A 17,253-nucleotide genomic window follows, 5' to 3' on the forward strand; every position below is an offset into this window, starting at 1 on the left:
GGAGGCTACGGCCCGGCGACGAGGAAGATGATCTCGACCCGGCCCGGCTCGTCGCCGACGGGGTCGTGGACCCGGTAAAGGAGTGTGATGGTCAGACCGTTGTCGCCGGCCGGCAGGGTGGCGACCCGGCGCAGCTCCGCGCCCCGCACCGGCTGGGGCCGGGACTCGGGCGGGCGGGGGTCCTCGGCCAGCGCGGCCAGTGCGTCGTGGAGGGCGCGGCGGCCGCCGGGGGAGAGGTGGGCGATCTCGTTGTAGAGCCGGCGGGGGATCTCGACCATCCAGTGGGTCACGAGGCGGCGCCGCCCTTGTCGAGCTCGGCGAACAGATCCTCCACCGTCATCAGTTCCGTCTCACCGGCGAGCGACGCGCGTATCGCCTCCCGGACCTCCGGGCGGGTCCGGATCGCCACCAGCTGCCGGGCCTGCGTGATGACCGCGCGATACCCGTCCCCGAACCGGGCGGCCTCGAGGCGTGCGTCGAAGGCGGTCAGTTCGGCGGGATCGATGTCGGCGAGCGCGGCACGCAGCTCGGCGAGCGTCTGCGGACCCTCGTGGTCCTCGAGCCGGTACGGGCTGGCGTAAACGGTGTGGCGGGGCAGAGGACTCATGAACGTGCCTCCTCGTCTCGTACGCCTCCCACGGTACTGCCGGCCCGGCCCCCGGGGGGAGGTGCCGGACACCGGGAATACGGCCAGAACACGGCGAGGTACGTACAGGCGCCGGTGACAGCTCGTCACCTCTCATCGAGTGAACCCTCACCCTCGGGTCAAGGGTGAGAGTTCTCCTCCGTCACCCGTCATCCCCCTCCGGGAGTCGGATCGGGCCGAAGCCGACCCCCCTCCAGAGCGCCCGGCGGCCCGGGGCCGTGACGTCGTCCGTCATGCGGTCCCCGGGCACAGCCCAGTGACGGACCGGCGTGGCGTCCGGAGTGAGCGCCGGCCAACCGGGGTCGCCGGTGGCGGCGAAATCCACCCAGGCGCGCACCATGCGCGCGGACAGGGCGCGGTCGTCCGCGTCCGGGGCGCCGCCGAGGAGGAAGTCGGCGCCCTCCGCGTCGAGGTTGCCGAAGGCGAAGGGCACGTCAGCGGTGTGCCAGGGCCGGGCCCGGCCGCCCGGGACGGGGCGCGTGCGGGCGAAGCGGGACAGGTGGGCCCGGCCGCCGGCCCGGGCGTGCCGCTCGGCGAGCCGGCTGCTGTACTCGCCGAACTGCGCGTCGCCGAACAGCGCCAGATAGCGGTCCCGTACCGGCGCCTGCGGCATCAGCTCCCGGTACCCGGCGGCCGGCGCGGCGGGCAGCGGGAAGGCCCGTACGAAGGCGTCGAGTTCGTCCTCGGTCGTGACGTCCCTGATCGCCCCGACCCGGTGCAGGAACCAGCACTCCTCCACGGCGTGGCACACCAGCAGGTCCACGTCCCGCGCCGCCCCGGTCGCCGCTGCGTCCAGCGGGTTCGCCCGCAGCACCGTGCCGTCGATCACGGGCTGGAACACCACCGGGTTGTACGCCTGAACCGCCGCCACCGGGTCGCCGTCCCGGCAGCGCGCGGCGACCCGGTCGGCGGCCGCCACGAGCCGCTCCGGCGCGGCGGACCGCAGCCCGTCGGCTGTCGCGGCGACCTCGGCCTCCGCCGCGACGGCGGCGGTCACGGCGGCGGCCACCCCGGGCGTGAAGAAGGCGCTGGGCACGCTGTGGGCGATCACCCGGTGGAACAGCCCGCGCGCCTCCTCCATCGCCATCAGGCACGCCGCCGACCCGGCACCGGAGGACTGTCCGGCGACCGTGACCCGCCCCGGGTCGCCGCCGAACGCGGCGATCTCGTCCCGTATCCAGCGCAGCGCCGCCACCACGTCGAGCAGCCCGCGGTTGTCCGGAAATCCGGGCACATGGCCGAAACCCTCGAAACCGATCCGGTGACCCACGCTCACCACGACCGCCCCGGCACGGGCCAGTGCGGCACCGTCGAAGTCGGGCTGGGCGGGCGAACCGAAGGTGTACGCGCCGCCGTGGATCCACACGAGCACCGGCAGCGGCGCGTCGGTGTCCGGACGCGGCCGCGTCCATACGTTGACGGTGAGGACGTCCTCGTCGCCCGGCTCCCACACCGGCGCACCCGGCAGCCGCGCCGACTGCGGGGCGATCGGCCCGAAGGCCGTGCAGTCCCGCGTCCCGCTCCACCCGCCCGCCGGACGCGGCGGCCGGAACCGGTCCGCGCCGAAGGGCGGCGCCCCGTACGGGACGCCGAGCACGGCCACGACCCCGTCGTCCGCCCGCCGGCCGCGCACCCGGCCCTTCGACGTACGGAACGCGTTCCCCGTCCCTGACATCGCGTCCACCGACGCCCCCGTCTCTCCGGACCCTCGTCCAGTCGAAGATCATTTGTAGCGGACGGCGCGCCCGCCCGCTCGTCCGCCGACTCGGACCGGGACCCGGCACCGGGTGACGGCAGGTCAGCGCCCCTGCGGCCCCAGGGCGTTGTCAGTGGTGGGGGATAGCGTCGGGGGTGTTGGAAGAGACCGTTCCTGACTGGGGGGCATCGATGACCATGGGCTGTGCGGACACCACGCTGCGAGTGGTTCTGACGGACGTCAACGCGGGTGTGGTGGAGGCCTGGCGGGCGGCGTTCGCCGACACACCCGGGATCGAGATCCGGCGGGGCTCGATCCTCGACGAGGACGTGGACGCGTGGGTCACGCCGACGAACGCGGCGGGACGGATGGACGGCGGCGTCGACGCCGTGATCAAGCGGCATCTCGGGGCGGGCATCCAGCTGCGGGTGCAGCGGGCGATCCGCGACCGGTTCGTCGGCCGCATGCCGGTCGGCAGCGCGGTGTGCGTGCCGTCCGGAGCGACCGTCCCGCGCTTCGTGATCTCCACGCCGACCATGGTGGGCTCCTCGCAGAACGTGAGCGAGACCCTCAACGTCGCCATGGCCTGCGCGGCGGCCTTCCAGGCCGTGCACCGGCACAACCGGAAGGCGCCCGGCAGCATCCGCTCGGTCGCCCTGGTCGGGATGGGCGCCGCGACCGGCCGGGTGCCGGCCCGGATCTGCGCCAACCTGATGTGGACCGGCTACACCCTCTTCCACGACCACTGGTTCGAGGACGACGACGAGCTGCGCGCCATCATCACCACCCAGCTCGCCGGCATCGACCAGGCCCCGGAGACCACGAGGGTGCGGATCATGCCGCCGAAAGGGCATTCCTTTCGCCGCTGAGGCCACTTCGACCACCACCTCGAACACCACCTCGACCGCCTCCGGCACCGCCACGACGGCCGGCTGCCACCCCCACCCCTCAGGCACCACGACCGGGAGTTCCTCCTTGAGCGACGTCACCGCCACGCCCGCGCCCCAGCCCGACCCGAACGACCCGCTGGCCCTCGCCGAGCTCTTCACCGGCGGCGGCGAGTCCTGGCTGCCGGTCCTCAAGCCCGTCATCGAGGCCCGCCACGATGCCGCCCACTTCATCGGACCCGGCCGCAGCCCCCAGGTCGTACCCGTCCGCGAACTGACCTTCCAGGCGCTCAAGCCCAACCCGCCGCACAAGTGGAAGGTCGTCGTCTTCGGCCAGAACCCCTATCCGCGGCCGGAGAGCGCCACCGGCATCGCGATGTTCGACAACACCTTCAACGACTGGAAGGACAGCCAGTTCGGGCGGGTCGTCAGCATCCGCTGCCTCATCAAGGCGGCCGCGATGTGGAAGTACGGCATCGTCAAGAAGACCCCCATCGCCGACGTCCGCGCCCTCCTCAAGGAACGCGACACGGTCCAGCCGCCCGAGTGGTTCCAGGCCATGCTCACCCAGGGCGTGCTGCTGCTCAACGCCTCGCTGACCGCCAGCGCCGACGGCGCCATGGGCACCGACCAGCACACCACCTTCTGGCGGCCGGTCGCCGAGCGGATCGTCGAGGAGATCCTCCGGGCCAAGCAGGAGGCCGAGGACCCGGAGGACCGCGGCGTCGTCTTCGCCTGGTGGGGCGCCCACGCCCGCAGCCTGAAGCGCACCGTGCTCCGCCTGGAGAAGAAGTACCCGGGCGTGGAGGTCCGGCACATCGACCACGCCAACCCGGCCGCGCAGGGCGACATCTTCTGCGAGGGCGATCATCTCGCCACCGTCAACGACGCCCTGCTGTCGCTCGGCGCGGACCCCGTCGACTGGCTGCCCAGCAAGGGCTGGAACAAGCCGACCGCCGGCGATGGCGACAGCGCCGGTACGGGTACGAGTACGGGCTCGGCGGCCCCGGACGCCGATGTCGCCGCGCGCATGGGCGCCTTCATCGCCTCCACGATGGAACTGCACCAGCTGTATCTGGAGCGGCTCACCAGCGTCCGGGACGAGGGCCAGGTCCTGCCGCCGGTCACCGGAGTGTTCGACACTCCGCTGATGTCCTTCGAGGACGCCGTCGCCCCGGTCACCGGCGTGCTCGCCGGGCTCGCCCGGCACATCGACCGCTCGCGCGAGTTCGGCAAGCGGCGGGCCGACGAGCCGGCCGGCGGCGGACTGTCCGCCGACGCCATCGCCGCGCTCTTTCTCTACACCTGCGAGTCGGGCTTCTACCGCACCATCAACGCCGTGCTGCGCTCCCCGGACCGCAGCCGCCTCGAACCGTATCTGCCCTACCTGCGGCTGTTGTTCTCGGCGGTCTCCGGACTCCCCGCCCGCACCGAGCCGCTGTGGCGCGGTGTCGGTCTCGACCTGCGCCGCCAGTACCCCCTCGGCTCCACGGTCACCTGGTGGGGCGTCTCCTCGTGCACCTCGAAGTTGAGCGTCGCGCGGGCCTTCCTGGGCAGCCGCGGCAAGCGCACCCTGTTCGAGGTGACCCCCGCGCGTGCGGTCGGCATCCGCAGCTTCTCCGCGTTCACCGGCGAGGAGGAGTACATCCTCGCCCCGGGCACCCAGCTGGAGGTCACGGACGTGACCACCGAACGCGGCGGACTGTGCACGGTGAAGCTCACCGAGGTGGACGCACCGCTCGTCTCCTGACCCACCGGCGCCCCGGTCCGCCCTGCGAAAGGGGCGGACCGGGGCACGGCCCAACGGTCAGGCGCCGTGGGGGAGCGGCGCGGCGGGGCTGACCAGGCCGGCGGCGCGGAGGTCGGTCCAGAACGCGGCCGGGACGGTCTCGTTCAGGGCGGCGGTGTCCTCGGCGATCCGGCTGGGGCGGGTGGCGCCGGGGATGACGGCGGCCGCGACCGGGTGGGCGAGGGAGAACTGCAGGGCGGCGGCCTTGATGGAGACGCCGTGGCGCTCGGTGAGCGCCTTCAGCTTCCCGACCCGCTCGACGATCTCCGCCGGGGCCTGCTGGTACTCGAAGTGGGTGCCGCCGGCGAGGATGCCGGAGCTGTAGGGGCCGCCGACGACCATGTCGACGCCCTGCTCCTGGGCCATGGGCAGCAGGCGCTCCAGGGCGTGCTCGTGGTCGAGGAGGGTGTAGCGGCCGGCGAGCAGGAAGCCGTCGGGCTGCGGCTCGTCGAGGGCGAGGGTCAGCTCGATGGGCTCGGTCTTGTTGACGCCGAGGCCCCAGGCCTTGATGACGCCCTCGTCGCGCAGCCGGGACAGCACGCGGAAGGCACCGGTGCGGGCCTCCTCGAACTTGCTCAGCCACAGATCGCCGTGGAAGTCCTGGGCGATGTCGTGGACCCAGACGATGTCCAGGCGGTCGGTGCCGAGGCGCTTGAGGCTGTCCTCGATGGAGCGCTCGGTGGCCTCGGCGGTCCACTCGTGGACGATCTTGTTCGGGTTGCCGTGCTCGAACAGGCCGCCCTTCTCGCCGAGCTCGCGGGCGGCGGTCTCGTGCTCGTCGAGGATGACCCGGCCGACCTTGGTGGACAGGACGTAGGAGTCGCGCGGCTTGCCGGAGAGCACCTGGCCGAGCCGCTCCTCGGCCAGGCCCGCGCCGTAGAACGGGGCGGTGTCGTAGAAGCGGATTCCCTGGTCCCAGGCCGCCTCGACGGTGGCGAGGGCCTCGGCGTCGGGGATGGCGCGGAACATGTTGCCGAGCGGGGCGGTGCCGAAGCCGAGTCGGCCGGGGAGGATTTCGGTGAGCGACATGGTGATGACCTTCTCAGTTGTCTAGGGGTGAGGGGTGGGAGGAACGGGTGCCGTCGGCGCCGGAAAATGCGGCAGCACGTACTCGGCGAGCTCGTGCAGCAGCTCTTCCACCGGCCGGTCATTGGGCCGCAGATTGAAGGAGACGTGCGAGACGCCGAGCTCGGCCATCCGCCCCAGGTGCTCGATCAGGGCCTCCCGGCCGGTGCTCAGACCGAGGCGGATCGGCCGCGCCGGCGCGGCCGGGTCCCCCTGGAGACCGAGGACCATCGGCGTCAGATACGGCTTCCCGCCATTGGTGCCGACACCGGTCCCGCCGGCCGCTCCGCCGGTCAGCTCGCGCCACTCGCGCAGGCGCAGCCGCAGCGCGCCCAGGTCGCGCGGATAGTTGAGCGAGGCGTCGGCGTGCTCCGCGATCCAGGCGGGAGTCTGCTGCGCGCCGCCGGCGACGGCGATCGGGATCCCCGCCGGGGCGACGGGCCGGGGCAGCACCTCCAGCTGCCGGTGCGCGTCGAGGCCGAGGCCGGGCAGTTGCAGCGGGCCGGGGCGCCAGGCCGCCCGCAGCGTCTCGACGCCCTCGCGGAACGCGGTGCCGCGCCCGTCGAAGTCCCGCCCGAACAGCGGGTACTCCACCGGCCGGTCGCCGCTCGCGAGACCGAGCAGCATCCGCCCGCCGGACAGCACGTCGACCGTGGCCGCGGCCTTGGCGATGAGGAGGGGCTCGCGCAGCGGCAGCACGATCGCGCCGGTCGCGAGAACCACGTTCTCGGTCACGGCGGCGAGGTGCCCGAGGTGGGTGAAGGTCTCGAAGACGCTGCCCGCGTCGCCGAAGGCGACGGGGTCGTAGAGGGGGACGTCGCGCAGCCACAGCGCGGCGAAGCCGAGCCGGTCGGCGAGCCGGGCGAGCCGGGTCTGCGCGGTCAGGTCGGGGACGCCGAAGGGCCGGCCGGCCGCGCGGTCGGCGCGGCCGCGCTCGACGCCCCAGTCGTTGTCGAGGGGCAGTTCGAGACCGAGAGTGAGGCGCCCGGCGGCGGGAGCCAGCCGGGCGAGGGAGGGGTGCGGGGTGGGCACGGGGGGCCTTCCGGACGTCCGCGCTCGCGCCCGGGCCCCGGCCCCGTTCCGGACGGGCGGCCCGGAACGGGGGCCGCGGCACGCGAGCGCGAGCCGGCAGGGGAGGGAACGGGGGAGGGCGTGGGGGTGAGGGATGCGCCCGGTGGGGCGCACGGGGTCAGTTCAGCTCGTCGGGGTGCGGGCCGGTGCGCAGGCCGCGGTCGAGACCGGCTATCGACGCCATCTCCTCGTCCGACAGGACGAAGTCGAACACGTCGAAGTTGGCGCGGATCCGGGCCGGGGTCACCGACTTGGGGATGACCACGTTGCCGAGCTGCAGGTGCCAGCGGATGACGACCTGCGCCGGCGACTTGCCGTGGGCGGCGGCGATCGCGGTGATCGCCGGGTCGTCCAGGACCGCGCCCTGCGCCAGCGGGCTCCACGCCTCGGTGACGATCCCGTGCTCGCCGTGGAAGGCGCGCAGCTCGGACTGCTGCAGCGCGGGGTGCAGCTCGATCTGGTTGACGGCCGGGGTCAGCGCGGAGCCCTCCGTCAGCCGGCGCAGGTGCGCGGGCTGGAAGTTGGAGACGCCGGCGGCACGGATCCGGCCCTCCTCGGCGAGCCGCTCCAGGGCACGCCAGGAGTCGCGGTACAGGTCACGGGCCGGGGCCGGCCAGTGGATCAGGTACAGGTCGACGTAGTCCAGGCCGAGCTTGGCCAGGCTGGCGTCGAAGGCGCGCAGGGTGGCGTCGTAGCCCTGGTCGGCGTTCCACAGTTTGGTGGTGACGAACAGCTCCTCGCGGGCCAGCCCGGAGGCGCCGAGGGCACGGCCGACACCGGCCTCGTTGCCGTAGATGGCGGCGGTGTCGATGCTGCGGTAGCCGGCCTCGAGGGCGGCGGAGACGGCGGCGGTGGTCGCGTCGTCGGCGACCTGGAAGACGCCGAAGCCGAGCTGCGGGATCTCGACGCCGTTGTTCAGCTTCACGGTGGGGGTGCTCATGGTGGTGTGTTTCCTTACGCGGTGCGGTCGGTCAGGGTGTAGCGGACGGTCTGGGCGCTGATGAGCCCGTCGCGGAAGACGAAGGTGTCGACGCCGTCGGTGACCTCGTGGGCGCTGCCGGCGGCGATCCACTGCAGGAACAGCACGTCCCCGGCGAACCGCGGGGTCAGCCGCCAGTCGGCGTCGGGCAGGTCGGCGAGCAGCCGGCCGATGCCCTCGCGGACTCCCGCGCGTCCGGTGAGGACGCCCTCGGGGGTGAGGAAGACGGCGTCCTCCGTGTAGTTCTCGCTGATGCGGTCCAGGTCACCGGTGCCGAGGCGCCGGCCGTGGTCGGCGAAGACCTCTTGCGGGGTGCGGGTGGGGAGGGTGCTCATGGCGCGGCTCCTGCCGTGGGTGTCGGGGGGATCAGTGGTGTACGGGGACGGGCGCGGGGGCCGCGGTGGCGTCGGCCCGGTCCGCGCCGGTGTCCTTCGCCGGGGCCCGGCGCTCGAGGGCCGCCGACCAGAAGGCGAGGAGCAGCGCGGCGGCGGCCAGGGCGGCGCCGACCCAGTTCGGGGCCGTGTAGCCGAGACCGGCGGAGATGACGAGCCCGCCGAGCCACGCGGCGAGCGCGTTGCCGAGGTTGAAGGCGCCGATGTTCACGGCCGAGGCCAGCGTCGGCGCGCCGTGCGCCTGGTCCAGGACCCGCTTCTGTAGCGGCGGCACGGTCGCGAAGCCGAGTGCCCCGACGAGCAGGATGGTGAGCGCGGCCAGGACCTTGTGGTGCGCGGTCACGGTGAACAGGGTCAGCACGACCGCGAGGCCGCCGAGCGTGACGTACAGCAGCGGCATCAGCGCCCGGTCGGCGAAGCGTCCGCCGAGCAGGTTGCCCAGGAACATGCCGATGCCGAACAGCACGAGCAGCCAGGTCACGGCGCCGTCCGAGTAGCCGGCGGCGTGCGTCATCATCGGCGCGATGTAGGTGATCGCGGTGAAGACACCGCCGAAGCCGAGCACGGTCATCGCCATCGCGAGCAGCACCTGCGGGTTGCGGAAGGCGGTCAGCTCTCGGCCGAGGCGCGCGCCCTCGGGACGCGGCATGGCGGGCACGAGGCGGGCGATGCCGAGCAGCCCGAGCACGCCGAGCGCGGCGACGACGGCGAAGGTGGTGCGCCAGCCCACCGCCTGCCCGATGAACGTGCCCAGCGGCACGCCGACGATGTTGGCGACGGTCAGGCCGGTGAACATGGTGGCGATGGCGCCGGCCTTCTTCTCGGGGGCGACGAGGCCGGCCGCGACGACGGAGCCGATGCCGAAGAACGAACCGTGGGCGAGCGAGGCGACCACGCGGCCGGTCAGCATCAGACCGAAGGTCGGCGCGAGGGCGGAGAGCGTGTTGCCCAGCACGAACAGGCCCATCAGCAGCATGAGCATCCGCTTCCGGCTCACCTTGTTGCCGAGCACGGTGAGCAGCGGCGCGCCGAGGACGACACCGAGCGCGTAACCGGTGACCAGCAGTCCCGCGGTGGGGATGGTGACGCCGTAGTCGCCGGCTATCTCGGGCAGCAGCCCCATGACCACGAACTCGGTCGTTCCCACCGCGAATGCCCCGAGTGCCAGGGCGAGGAGCGCGAGCGGCATGGCTCCGTCCTTCCGTACTTGCTTGATGGAGCTCCTTACGTGCTGAAACAATAATTGCATACGCGTCATGATTGCAAGCGCGGGTTGATTGCTTCCGCGGGCGGTGTGGACTGCCGTCGGGCGCAGTCGGACGCGGCACACATCGGCGTCCGTGCAGTCGGCCGGATCATGGTCCGAGACCGGTCCGGATCGTCACGGTCTCTCGAACGCCTGCCGCAACGATTGCTCGACGCGGTCGCGGCCCCGGGCGTCGAGGGGCTTCATCACGCAGAGGCGGATGGTGTCGGCCCGTGCGGCCGAGACCCAGAGCCCGGATTCCCGGAGGCGCGCGGACCAGGCCCGCGGGTCGCCGGTGCCGGGTGCGCCGGGGTTGAGGTTCAGGATCGCGAGGTCGGGCGCGTACGCGCTGGTCGGTCCCGGCGCGACCGACCCGAGCGGTGCGGTGAAGGCCTGGTGGAGGTGGCGGGCGGTGCCGAGGCAGCCGGCGAGCAGCCGTCCGTACCCGCCCGTGTGCAGTCCGCCGAGCCGGTGGGCGGCCCACACGGCCGCCGCGGCGGCGCCGGGGCGGGCGCCTTCGAGGGTGTACGGGGCGAAGGGGAGTCCACCGTCCGGCCGCGGCTCGCCGAAGCAGCCGTCACGGGTGGCCACGACGGCGAGGGCCCGTCGGTCCCGGACGACCAGCGCACCGGCCGGGTACGGCGCCTGCCCGCACTTGTGCGGGTCCACGGTCACCGAGTCGGCATGGGGCAGCGCCTGGAGGGCGGCGGCCACCTCGGGCTTCAGCGGGCGGGCGTCCGTGTCCTCGACGTCGAGGACCGTACGGAAGTAGCCCCCGTACGCGGCATCGACGTGGACGGGGAACCCGGCCCCGAACCGGCGCTCGCACGCGGTGCGGATCCGGAGGACGCCCGCCAGGTCGTCGACGGCTCCCTCCGCCGTCGTGCCGACCGTGACGACCACCGCGGCGATGGGCCGTCCGGCCGCGATCAGCCGCTCGACACGGGCCCGGAGGTCCGTGAGATCCATGCGGTGGTGCCGGTCGACGCCCACCTGCTCGACCCGGTCCTCGGCGAAGCCCAGGAGGTCGGCGGCCTTGGCCCACGCGTAGTGCGCGGTGCGGCCGACGAGCAGCGCCGCGTTCCCGGCCGGCGCCCGGAGCCGTCGTACCTCGTGCAGTGCGCCTCGCGCCGCCAGCCGCTCGACGAGGTCCAGGACGGACGGCACCGGGAGGTTGGCCAGACGTGCGGGGGACACGTCCGCGAGGAGGTCGCGGCCGGCCGGGTGGCGTGCGGCGGCGGGCGCGAGCGCGGTCAGGTTGCGGGCGATCCACAGCGCCTCGTACCCGGCGGCGTGCGCCCCCGAGCACAGATGGGCCCAGCCGCTGCCGGGCGCGTGCCCGACCAGCCGGCACAGGTCGTCCGCGACCTCGTACTCCAGCTCCGTGGTCACGGGCGAGGTCTCGGGCGCGATGTTGTTGGGGTTGTAGAGCAGGGCGCACAGATAGGCCAGCGTGACGGCGACCGGGGTGTCCCCGGTCATGTGGGCGAGGTAGCCGGGCGCGGGCCAGGGCGTCGACCGCTCGGCCATGCGGCGGGAGAGGTCCCGCAACAGGGCCCGTACGCCCTCGTCGGCGCGGACCGGAGCACCGCCGACGGACCGGTGCCAGCGCAGGTAGTCGCGGACCAGTTCGGCCGCGATCCGCTCCGTCACCGCAGGATGTGGGCGGCGATGCGGTCGTGGGCCAACTCCAGCTGGTCCCAGGCGCGTTCGCAGATCCGCAGCAACTCCGGGAACTCGTCGGCCGACAGCGTGCGCAGATGGTCGCGGCCGAGGGCGCTGTGGTCCTCGTCGACGGCGGCGTGCAGGTCGAAGTAGGAGTCCTCGGGCCTTCCGGCATGCGGGAAGGCGACGCGCGTGCGGTCGCCGAAGACCTCGCAGCTGGACTCCACCACCATGTGCACGATGACGATCCTGGCCGCTTCGCCCGCGCGGAGCATCTGGCCGACGAACCAGTTTCCCGCCGCCTCCAGGATCGGGTCGTAGACCTCCTCCGTGACACCGTGGCGCTCCCGCAGCAGGACGTCGTGTCCGAACTCCTCGCGCAGGTGGCCGGCGTAGAGCTCGCTGAGACGGGGGTCGGCGCAGAACGCCTGGCGGGCGTAGAGCATCCGCTGGAAGGCGCGGGACCAGACATAGAGGGCGGACAGGAAGCGGGCGCGGGCGGCCGGGTCGCGTGCCACGGTCCCGTCGTCGAAGGGTGTGAAGAGCCGGTGGGAGGAGTAGCGGCGCAGCCGCTCGGAGTTGAGCCGCTCCAGCTCCTCATAACCCGACGACGACGCCTGCCCCGTCCCCGCGAAGCGGACCCGGGCGCGCCCCTCGTCCTCGTAAAGACCCGCTCCCTCGAACTGCACCGAAAGCCCGTGGAAGACCTCGCCCGGTCCGGTCTCGAACCCGTGCCGGGCACCGGCCGGCACACACACCGTGTCGCCCTCCCGCAGCAGCTGCTCCTGGTCACCGATCAGGCGGACGCTGCCACGGCAGACCAGGATCATCGACGTGACGGGGTGTTCGTGGACGTCGAGCCGCTCCCCGTCGTGCAGACGTACCCAGGCGAGCGAGAAACGGCCGTGCTCGGGAAGGAACCGGGCCAGGTCCTCGTGTCGCCGGAAGTCCCGCTGCTCACCGAGGAGATGGCGCTCTCCGGCGATGTCGACGGACGTGATGGCCCGGATGTCGCAGCGGGCGACGGTGAAGGGCGCAGGGCACTCCTGAGCCGGGTGCGGCAGCGCGTCGGTACGGGGCAGGGAGAGCTGGTCGGTCATGGTGTCCTTCGTCTCTTACGGGGCGGGGTGCGGGGACGCGAGCGCGGCGACCAGGTGGCGGTTCTCGTCCGGGCGGCCGACCGAGATCCGCACGTGCTCGCGCAGGCCGTCCGGTTCGACGACGGCAGCGAGCCGGGCGCGGGCCAGTGCGGCGGCCACCCGGGCGGTGTCCGTGACGTGGGCGGTGACGAATCCGGCGTCGGCCGCGACGTGCGTGACGAACGGGGAGCGTGCCAGAGCCGCCGCCAGCCGATCGCGTTCGGCGACGAAGAGCGAGATCCTGCGGCCCAGTTCGGCGGGGCGGGACAGTTCGGCGAGGGCGCGGTCGACCACCTCGCAGGGCACGGGGAAGGGCGCCTGCGCGCTGCGCAGGGCGGTGACGGGGGCCGGGTCGGCGAGGATCGCGCCGAGCCGCAGGCCGGCCATGCCGAGTCCCTTGGACAGGGAGCGCAGCACGAGGAGCCGGGGGTGGGCGGGGATACGGTGCCGGTGGGAGGGCCCGGGTGCCACCTCCGCGTACGTCTCGTCGATGACGACCAGACCGGGGAAGCCGTCGAGGAGCGCGGCGACGTCGCTCCCGCGCAGCCGGGTACCGGTCGGGTTGCCCGGGTCGCAGAGGAGGATGCCCTTGACGGGCAGACCCAGCAGGCCCGCCACGTCGAGCCGGTCATGGCGGGTGCCGCGCAGCGGCACGTGGTGGCGGGGGAGACCGTGCAGGGCAGCGAGGCGGTCGAAGAAGCCGAAGACCGGCGGGGTGGTCGCGACGGCGTCGACGCCCGGTTCGAAGAAGGTGCGCAGGACCAGTTCCAGGGCGTCGACCGCGCCCCGGGTGAGGACGACGTGCCCGGGCTCCTGCGCGCCGGCCCGGCCGTCGGGGGAGGGGTCGAGCTGGTCGAGGGCGGCGAGGTAGGCGGCGGCCAGCGGGTCGAGGCCGGTGTCGGGATAGCGGAAGCAGTCGCCGCCGAAGGTGTTCTCGTTGAAGCGGAGGTTCACCTCGCCGCGATGCTCCGGGCGGGGCGAGAAGGGGCCGGCGGGCGGCAGGGCCCGGACGACGGGCCGCACGAGATCACGGATGTCAGCGCACAAAGGGTGATTCTCTCTTCTGGTTCCCGGCCGGGGGCGTCCTGTTCAGGGGAGCTGTTCCTGGACCCGGAGAGAGCCGAACGGCGGCCGTCCGCCCGGCTCTCCCCGAAACGCCCTCCGGGCGTGGTCACCCGGTGGCCGCGGACGGGTCAGAACTTGCCGAGCGCCCAGTTCCCGCCGGCCGACGGGTTGTCGCTGCGGTAGAACTCCTCGACGCCGCGCTGGTACTCGTCGCGGCTGATGTAGCCGTCACCGTCGCGGTCGAGGTGCTCGAACCCGGCCATGCTGTCCTTCTGCGGGATGCCGATGCTCTGGTCCATCCGCGTCCACTCGGCCTGGCTGATCCGGCCGTCACCGTCGCGGTCGACGACGTCGAAGGACAGCCGGCCGAGCTTGACGGCCTCGTTCATCACCTGGTTGATGTCGGCCGCGCTGATGAACTCGTCCCGGCTGATCCGCTGGTCCCCGTCCGTGTCGAGGGCCTTGCGCAGCGCCTGCCAGACCCGCTCGGCCTCCGAGTGGAAGGCCTGGGCCTGCGGGGTTCCCATGGCGCCCGCCGACTCGGTGATCCTTTCGGCGAAAGCGACGAGGTCCTGCTGCTCGATGAACCCGTTGTGGTCCATGTCGAGCAGTTCGAAATGACGCTGGAGCTTTCGCTCCTGCACGTCCGATGACATGAAATTCCTCCTTCTTGGTGAGTAACCGACCAGGAGCACGAATTTATGCTCCGACTTCATCATTTGGAGATGCTTTCCCCCTGTCAAGAATCGTCCGTCTTACGGCAGATACCCCCGACAAGCATTTTCCCCAATGAAATGAAGAACTGTTTTCCGCGGGTTCCGTGCGGTCACGGCCCGGCGGTGGTACCCGGCGGTAGCGGGAGTACGTGAACGGCGTCGGGGTTCGCCCCCGAGGGCGGATCCGGGATCTCGTAGAGGCCCGGGGCGGCCGCGATCTGCCGGGGAGCCTGTCCGGCGCCCGGCTCCGCGGCGCGCCGCGTCCGGGGACCGGGCTGCGGGTCGGCGGCGTTCTTGGAGGGCCGCAGCCCGATGCACTTGCCGTAGTCCGTGAAGGTCTGGGCTGTCAAGGAGCTGGCGTTCGTGGTGGAGGGGCTGTTCACGGTGACGTTCTGGACCGTGGCGGCGCCCGCGGTGTCGTTGACGCGGAGCGTGCCCTGGGTGCGGACCATGGCGTTCTGGGCCCCGAGGGTGAGGACGTCCTTGGGCTTGAGGGTGATGGTGTACATCATCCGCTCCTGCACCGTCTGGGTGAGCTCCCGGCCGGCCAGTTGACGGAACGCGGCGGCGAACGCGTCCTTGACGCCGACGTGCAGTTCGTCGTGGCCGGTGACCGATCCCCTGGCGGACGAGGCCACTTCCGTCTGGGTCTGGGCCTGGTTCTGCGTCTGGCTCGTGGTCTCGTTGGTCGTTTCCGTGAACTTGTGCGTCTCGGTGTTCGGGCCCTTGTCCTTGGGCGCGGTGTGGTCGATCGTGCCGTTCTTGGAAGTGGACTGATCCCGCTGTGTTCCCGTCACGGTCGTGGTGCCCGTGTTCTGCAGCTTGGCCGACTCGGTGTGCTCCGCGAGGTTTTCACCCCAGACCGTCTTGTCGACGGTTCCCTCGTGAGTCCAGGAACCGGAGATCTCTCCCTCGATGTTGTCGGTGGTGGACGAGGCGAGAGTCACCTCGCGCTCGACCACCATGTCGGCATTCGAGCAGTTGACGATCGCGCTGCCGACGTTGGTGACGGCGCTGAGGTACTCGGTGGGCCCCTGCGCGATCCGGAAGTCGCAATGGGCGGCCCCTTTGCAGGACTTCAGCACGTCCTTCACCGGGACGGGGGCGCCATTGCGAGTCGCCGTCGCGACCGGCATGGCATCACCGTCGGGGAGCGGAACCGGGGGCGGCGCGGCGGTGGACGGGTGCGCGGCGGCGACGGCGGTGGCCAGGGCGAGGACCGCACCACGCCCGTCCCCATCGACAAGCTCAAAGGCACCAAGAGCATCGCCGGCGGTTACGACTTCACCCTCGCCGCCCAGCCCGACAGCTCCGTGCTGACTCTCGGCAACAACGACTACTACCAACTCGGTGACGGCACCAACACCGCCACCACCTCTCGGGACCACACACCGGTCACCGCGCTGCCCGCCAACAGCGGCATCACCCGCGTCGCGACCACGACCGCCGGCAGATCCGCCTTCGCCTACTGACCGGGCGCGGGGCCCGACGCGTACCCCACACGGGTGGCCCGCTCGCGTCGCAGGAGCGGCAGGCCGGGGCGGCCCGCATCCTTGGGCGGGCGGGTACCGCAGGGGACCCGCCGCTCGGTCGAGGAGGCGATGGTCCGTGGTGGAAGCGTGCGACGAGTGGAGTCCCCTCCGTGAGGTCGTGGTCGGTACGGCATACGGGGCGGTGTTCCCGGCAGAGGACCGGCGCATGGTGGAGGCGACGATGCCCGCCGAGCACTGGGACGCCTTCCGACCGGGGCACGCCTATCCACCCGATGTGGTCCTGGAGGCGGATCGGGAGCTTCAGGGGCTCGCCGAGCTGCTGGAGCGGATGGGGTGCCTCGTGCGGCGGCCGCGGCGCGTGCCGTGGGCGGGGCTGGCCGGATACTGCGCGGCGATGCCCAGGGACGCGCTGCTGGTGATGGGTGACCGCGTCATCGAGGCGCCGATGGCGTGGCGCAGCCGCCGCCACGAGCTGCTCGCCTACTGGCCTCTCGTTCAGGAGTGGCGTCGCACCGGTGCGCGCTGGATGCCGTCCGGGGTGGACCTCGACGTGAATCCCGTACGGGAGGGCCCGGTGATCGAGGACAGCTGGGTGATCGGGGAGGCGCGACCGGCCTGGGATGCCGCCGATTTCCTGCGCCTGGGGCCGCGGACCGTCGTCGGGCAGCTCAGCCACGTCACCAACCGGTCCGGCGTCGAGCACCTGCGCCAGCGCCTCGGGCCCGATGTCGCGGTCCATCTCCTGCGCCCGAGAGACCGGCACGCGATGCACATCGACGCGACGCTGTGCCCGCTGAGTGAGCGCCTCGCCCTGTACAACCCGGAGCGGATCGATCCGGGCGATCTTGCGCGGACCCCGCTGGCTGATTGGGAGCTGGTCCCCGCTCCCTGGCCGGATCCCACGCCCGGTCCGCCGCTGTACATGACCAGCGCCTGGCTGAACATGAACCTGCTCGTGGTCGACGACCGGCACGTGGTCGTCGAGGCCGAGGACGTGAAGGTCCAAGAGCTGCTGGCCGCCCTGGGGTTCACCCCGCTGCCGTGTCCCTTCCGCCATGTCCAGGCCCTCGGCGGTTCCTTCCACTGCGCCACCCTCGACGTCCGCCGCGACCGGCACCGGACGGGTCGGTCTTCCGGGTGAGGGGCCCCCACCGCGTACACGGGCCGCGACAACGCCCACAACATCAACATCGACGCCGTGCGGCGGCCGGGCGAGTCGGGCGAGTACGCCGTGGCCGATACGGCGCCGGCCCGGCGGTTCACTGGCCGAGGACCCGCAACGACAGCCGTCAACCGGCCGGAGCCGCGCTGCACGGCCGCCGGCACGGTGCTCATCCGGCCGCCCGGTCTAGGCAGTTGTTGCGGTGCTGGTGGTCGGGGGCTGCTCGGTGGCGCAGTGCAGAC

General features: G+C 72.5%; 17 protein-coding genes. 4 read left to right on the forward strand and 13 right to left on the reverse strand.

Going from position 1 to position 17,253, the window contains the following annotated elements; all coding sequences use genetic code 11:
* Positions 1 to 5 precede the first annotated feature (5 nt).
* From JAO84_RS35425 to JAO84_RS35435, 3 genes are all read right to left on the reverse strand, one after another.
* A complete protein-coding gene (locus JAO84_RS35425) occupies positions 6 to 290 on the reverse strand; it encodes a hypothetical protein (protein WP_365760039.1) in 285 nt (94 codons plus the stop codon).
* Positions 287 to 607: a hypothetical protein gene (locus tag JAO84_RS35430; RefSeq protein ID WP_370416546.1), complete on the reverse strand. Its 321-nt coding sequence runs from the start codon at positions 605 to 607 to the stop codon at positions 287 to 289. Before JAO84_RS35430 ends, JAO84_RS35425 begins: the two co-directional genes overlap by 4 nt.
* A 181-nt stretch (positions 608 to 788) precedes the next feature.
* Entirely contained in the window at positions 789 to 2,321 is a 1,533-nt protein-coding gene (locus JAO84_RS35435) for a carboxylesterase/lipase family protein (protein WP_370416547.1), read from the reverse strand.
* Between the two features lie 212 nt (positions 2,322 to 2,533).
* Between JAO84_RS35435 and JAO84_RS35440 the strand changes: the two genes are divergently transcribed.
* Together JAO84_RS35440 and JAO84_RS35445 are read left to right on the forward strand one after the other, a co-directional pair.
* Positions 2,534 to 3,211 carry a macro domain-containing protein gene (locus tag JAO84_RS35440; RefSeq protein ID WP_370416548.1) on the forward strand — a complete coding sequence of 226 codons (678 nt, stop codon included), beginning with the start codon at positions 2,534 to 2,536 and terminating at the stop codon, positions 3,209 to 3,211.
* Between the two features lie 106 nt (positions 3,212 to 3,317).
* The gene (locus JAO84_RS35445) at positions 3,318 to 4,979 is read left to right on the forward strand and encodes an ADP-ribosyltransferase domain-containing protein (RefSeq protein WP_370416549.1); all 1,662 of its coding nucleotides are present in this window, start codon (positions 3,318 to 3,320) and stop codon (positions 4,977 to 4,979) included.
* A 57-nt stretch (positions 4,980 to 5,036) separates the two neighbouring features.
* Here JAO84_RS35445 and JAO84_RS35450 read toward each other — a convergent pair whose 3' ends face one another.
* From JAO84_RS35450 to JAO84_RS35495, 10 genes are all read right to left on the reverse strand, one after another.
* A complete protein-coding gene (locus JAO84_RS35450; RefSeq protein ID WP_370416550.1) occupies positions 5,037 to 6,047 on the reverse strand; it encodes an aldo/keto reductase in 1,011 nt (336 codons plus the stop codon).
* A 21-nt stretch (positions 6,048 to 6,068) separates the two neighbouring features.
* Positions 6,069 to 7,115 (reverse strand): TIGR03571 family LLM class oxidoreductase, encoded by a 1,047-nt coding sequence (locus tag JAO84_RS35455; protein WP_370416551.1) that lies wholly within the window; start codon positions 7,113 to 7,115, stop codon positions 6,069 to 6,071.
* Between the two features lie 157 nt (positions 7,116 to 7,272).
* On the reverse strand, positions 7,273 to 8,094 hold the full coding sequence (locus JAO84_RS35460; protein WP_370416552.1) for an aldo/keto reductase: 822 nt from the start codon (positions 8,092 to 8,094) through the stop codon (positions 7,273 to 7,275).
* Positions 8,095 to 8,108: 14 nt separating this feature from the next.
* A complete protein-coding gene (locus tag JAO84_RS35465; RefSeq protein WP_370416553.1) occupies positions 8,109 to 8,468 on the reverse strand; it encodes a nuclear transport factor 2 family protein in 360 nt (119 codons plus the stop codon).
* A 31-nt stretch (positions 8,469 to 8,499) separates the two neighbouring features.
* The gene (locus JAO84_RS35470; protein ID WP_370416554.1) at positions 8,500 to 9,714 is read right to left on the reverse strand and encodes an MFS transporter; all 1,215 of its coding nucleotides are present in this window, start codon (positions 9,712 to 9,714) and stop codon (positions 8,500 to 8,502) included.
* A gap of 192 nt (positions 9,715 to 9,906) precedes the next feature.
* On the reverse strand, positions 9,907 to 11,424 hold the full coding sequence (locus JAO84_RS35475) for an aspartate aminotransferase family protein (protein ID WP_370416555.1): 1,518 nt from the start codon (positions 11,422 to 11,424) through the stop codon (positions 9,907 to 9,909).
* The gene (locus JAO84_RS35480; RefSeq protein WP_370416556.1) at positions 11,421 to 12,536 is read right to left on the reverse strand and encodes a cupin domain-containing protein; all 1,116 of its coding nucleotides are present in this window, start codon (positions 12,534 to 12,536) and stop codon (positions 11,421 to 11,423) included. Before JAO84_RS35480 ends, JAO84_RS35475 begins: the two co-directional genes overlap by 4 nt.
* A 15-nt stretch (positions 12,537 to 12,551) precedes the next feature.
* A complete protein-coding gene (locus JAO84_RS35485; protein WP_370416557.1) occupies positions 12,552 to 13,622 on the reverse strand; it encodes an aminotransferase class I/II-fold pyridoxal phosphate-dependent enzyme in 1,071 nt (356 codons plus the stop codon).
* Positions 13,623 to 13,768: 146 nt separating this feature from the next.
* Positions 13,769 to 14,296 (reverse strand): EF-hand domain-containing protein, encoded by a 528-nt coding sequence (locus tag JAO84_RS35490; protein ID WP_370416558.1) that lies wholly within the window; start codon positions 14,294 to 14,296, stop codon positions 13,769 to 13,771.
* 170 nt (positions 14,297 to 14,466) lie between these two features.
* The gene (locus tag JAO84_RS35495; protein WP_370416559.1) at positions 14,467 to 15,492 is read right to left on the reverse strand and encodes a hypothetical protein; all 1,026 of its coding nucleotides are present in this window, start codon (positions 15,490 to 15,492) and stop codon (positions 14,467 to 14,469) included.
* Between the two features lie 48 nt (positions 15,493 to 15,540).
* Between JAO84_RS35495 and JAO84_RS35500 the strand changes: the two genes are divergently transcribed.
* Both JAO84_RS35500 and JAO84_RS35505 read left to right on the forward strand, forming a co-directional pair.
* Positions 15,541 to 15,828 carry a hypothetical protein gene (locus JAO84_RS35500; RefSeq protein ID WP_370416560.1) on the forward strand — a complete coding sequence of 96 codons (288 nt, stop codon included), beginning with the start codon at positions 15,541 to 15,543 and terminating at the stop codon, positions 15,826 to 15,828.
* Positions 15,829 to 16,054: 226 nt separating this feature from the next.
* On the forward strand, positions 16,055 to 16,990 hold the full coding sequence (locus JAO84_RS35505; RefSeq protein WP_370416561.1) for an amidinotransferase: 936 nt from the start codon (positions 16,055 to 16,057) through the stop codon (positions 16,988 to 16,990).
* Positions 16,991 to 17,253 lie beyond the last annotated feature (263 nt).

The organism is Streptomyces fradiae (assembly GCF_041270065.1).
Lineage (GTDB): Bacteria > Actinomycetota > Actinomycetes > Streptomycetales > Streptomycetaceae > Streptomyces.

Excerpts from the sequence above, each read along its gene's own strand:
- JAO84_RS35435 (WP_370416547.1), bottom strand. The coding sequence starts at position 2,321 with ATGTCAGGGACGGGGAACGCGTTCCGTACGTCGAAGGGCCGGGTGCGC.
- JAO84_RS35430 (WP_370416546.1), bottom strand. The coding sequence starts at position 607 with ATGAGTCCTCTGCCCCGCCACACCGTTTACGCCAGCCCGTACCGGCTC.
- JAO84_RS35490 (WP_370416558.1), bottom strand. The coding sequence starts at position 14,296 with ATGTCATCGGACGTGCAGGAGCGAAAGCTCCAGCGTCATTTCGAACTG.
- JAO84_RS35465 (WP_370416553.1), bottom strand. The coding sequence starts at position 8,468 with ATGAGCACCCTCCCCACCCGCACCCCGCAAGAGGTCTTCGCCGACCAC.
- JAO84_RS35505 (WP_370416561.1), top strand. The coding sequence starts at position 16,055 with ATGGTGGAGGCGACGATGCCCGCCGAGCACTGGGACGCCTTCCGACCG.
- JAO84_RS35470 (WP_370416554.1), bottom strand. The coding sequence starts at position 9,714 with ATGCCGCTCGCGCTCCTCGCCCTGGCACTCGGGGCATTCGCGGTGGGA.
- JAO84_RS35450 (WP_370416550.1), bottom strand. The coding sequence starts at position 6,047 with ATGTCGCTCACCGAAATCCTCCCCGGCCGACTCGGCTTCGGCACCGCC.
- JAO84_RS35495 (WP_370416559.1), bottom strand. The coding sequence starts at position 15,492 with ATGCCGGTCGCGACGGCGACTCGCAATGGCGCCCCCGTCCCGGTGAAG.
- JAO84_RS35460 (WP_370416552.1), bottom strand. The coding sequence starts at position 8,094 with ATGAGCACCCCCACCGTGAAGCTGAACAACGGCGTCGAGATCCCGCAG.
- JAO84_RS35480 (WP_370416556.1), bottom strand. The coding sequence starts at position 12,536 with ATGACCGACCAGCTCTCCCTGCCCCGTACCGACGCGCTGCCGCACCCG.
- JAO84_RS35440 (WP_370416548.1), top strand. The coding sequence starts at position 2,534 with ATGACCATGGGCTGTGCGGACACCACGCTGCGAGTGGTTCTGACGGAC.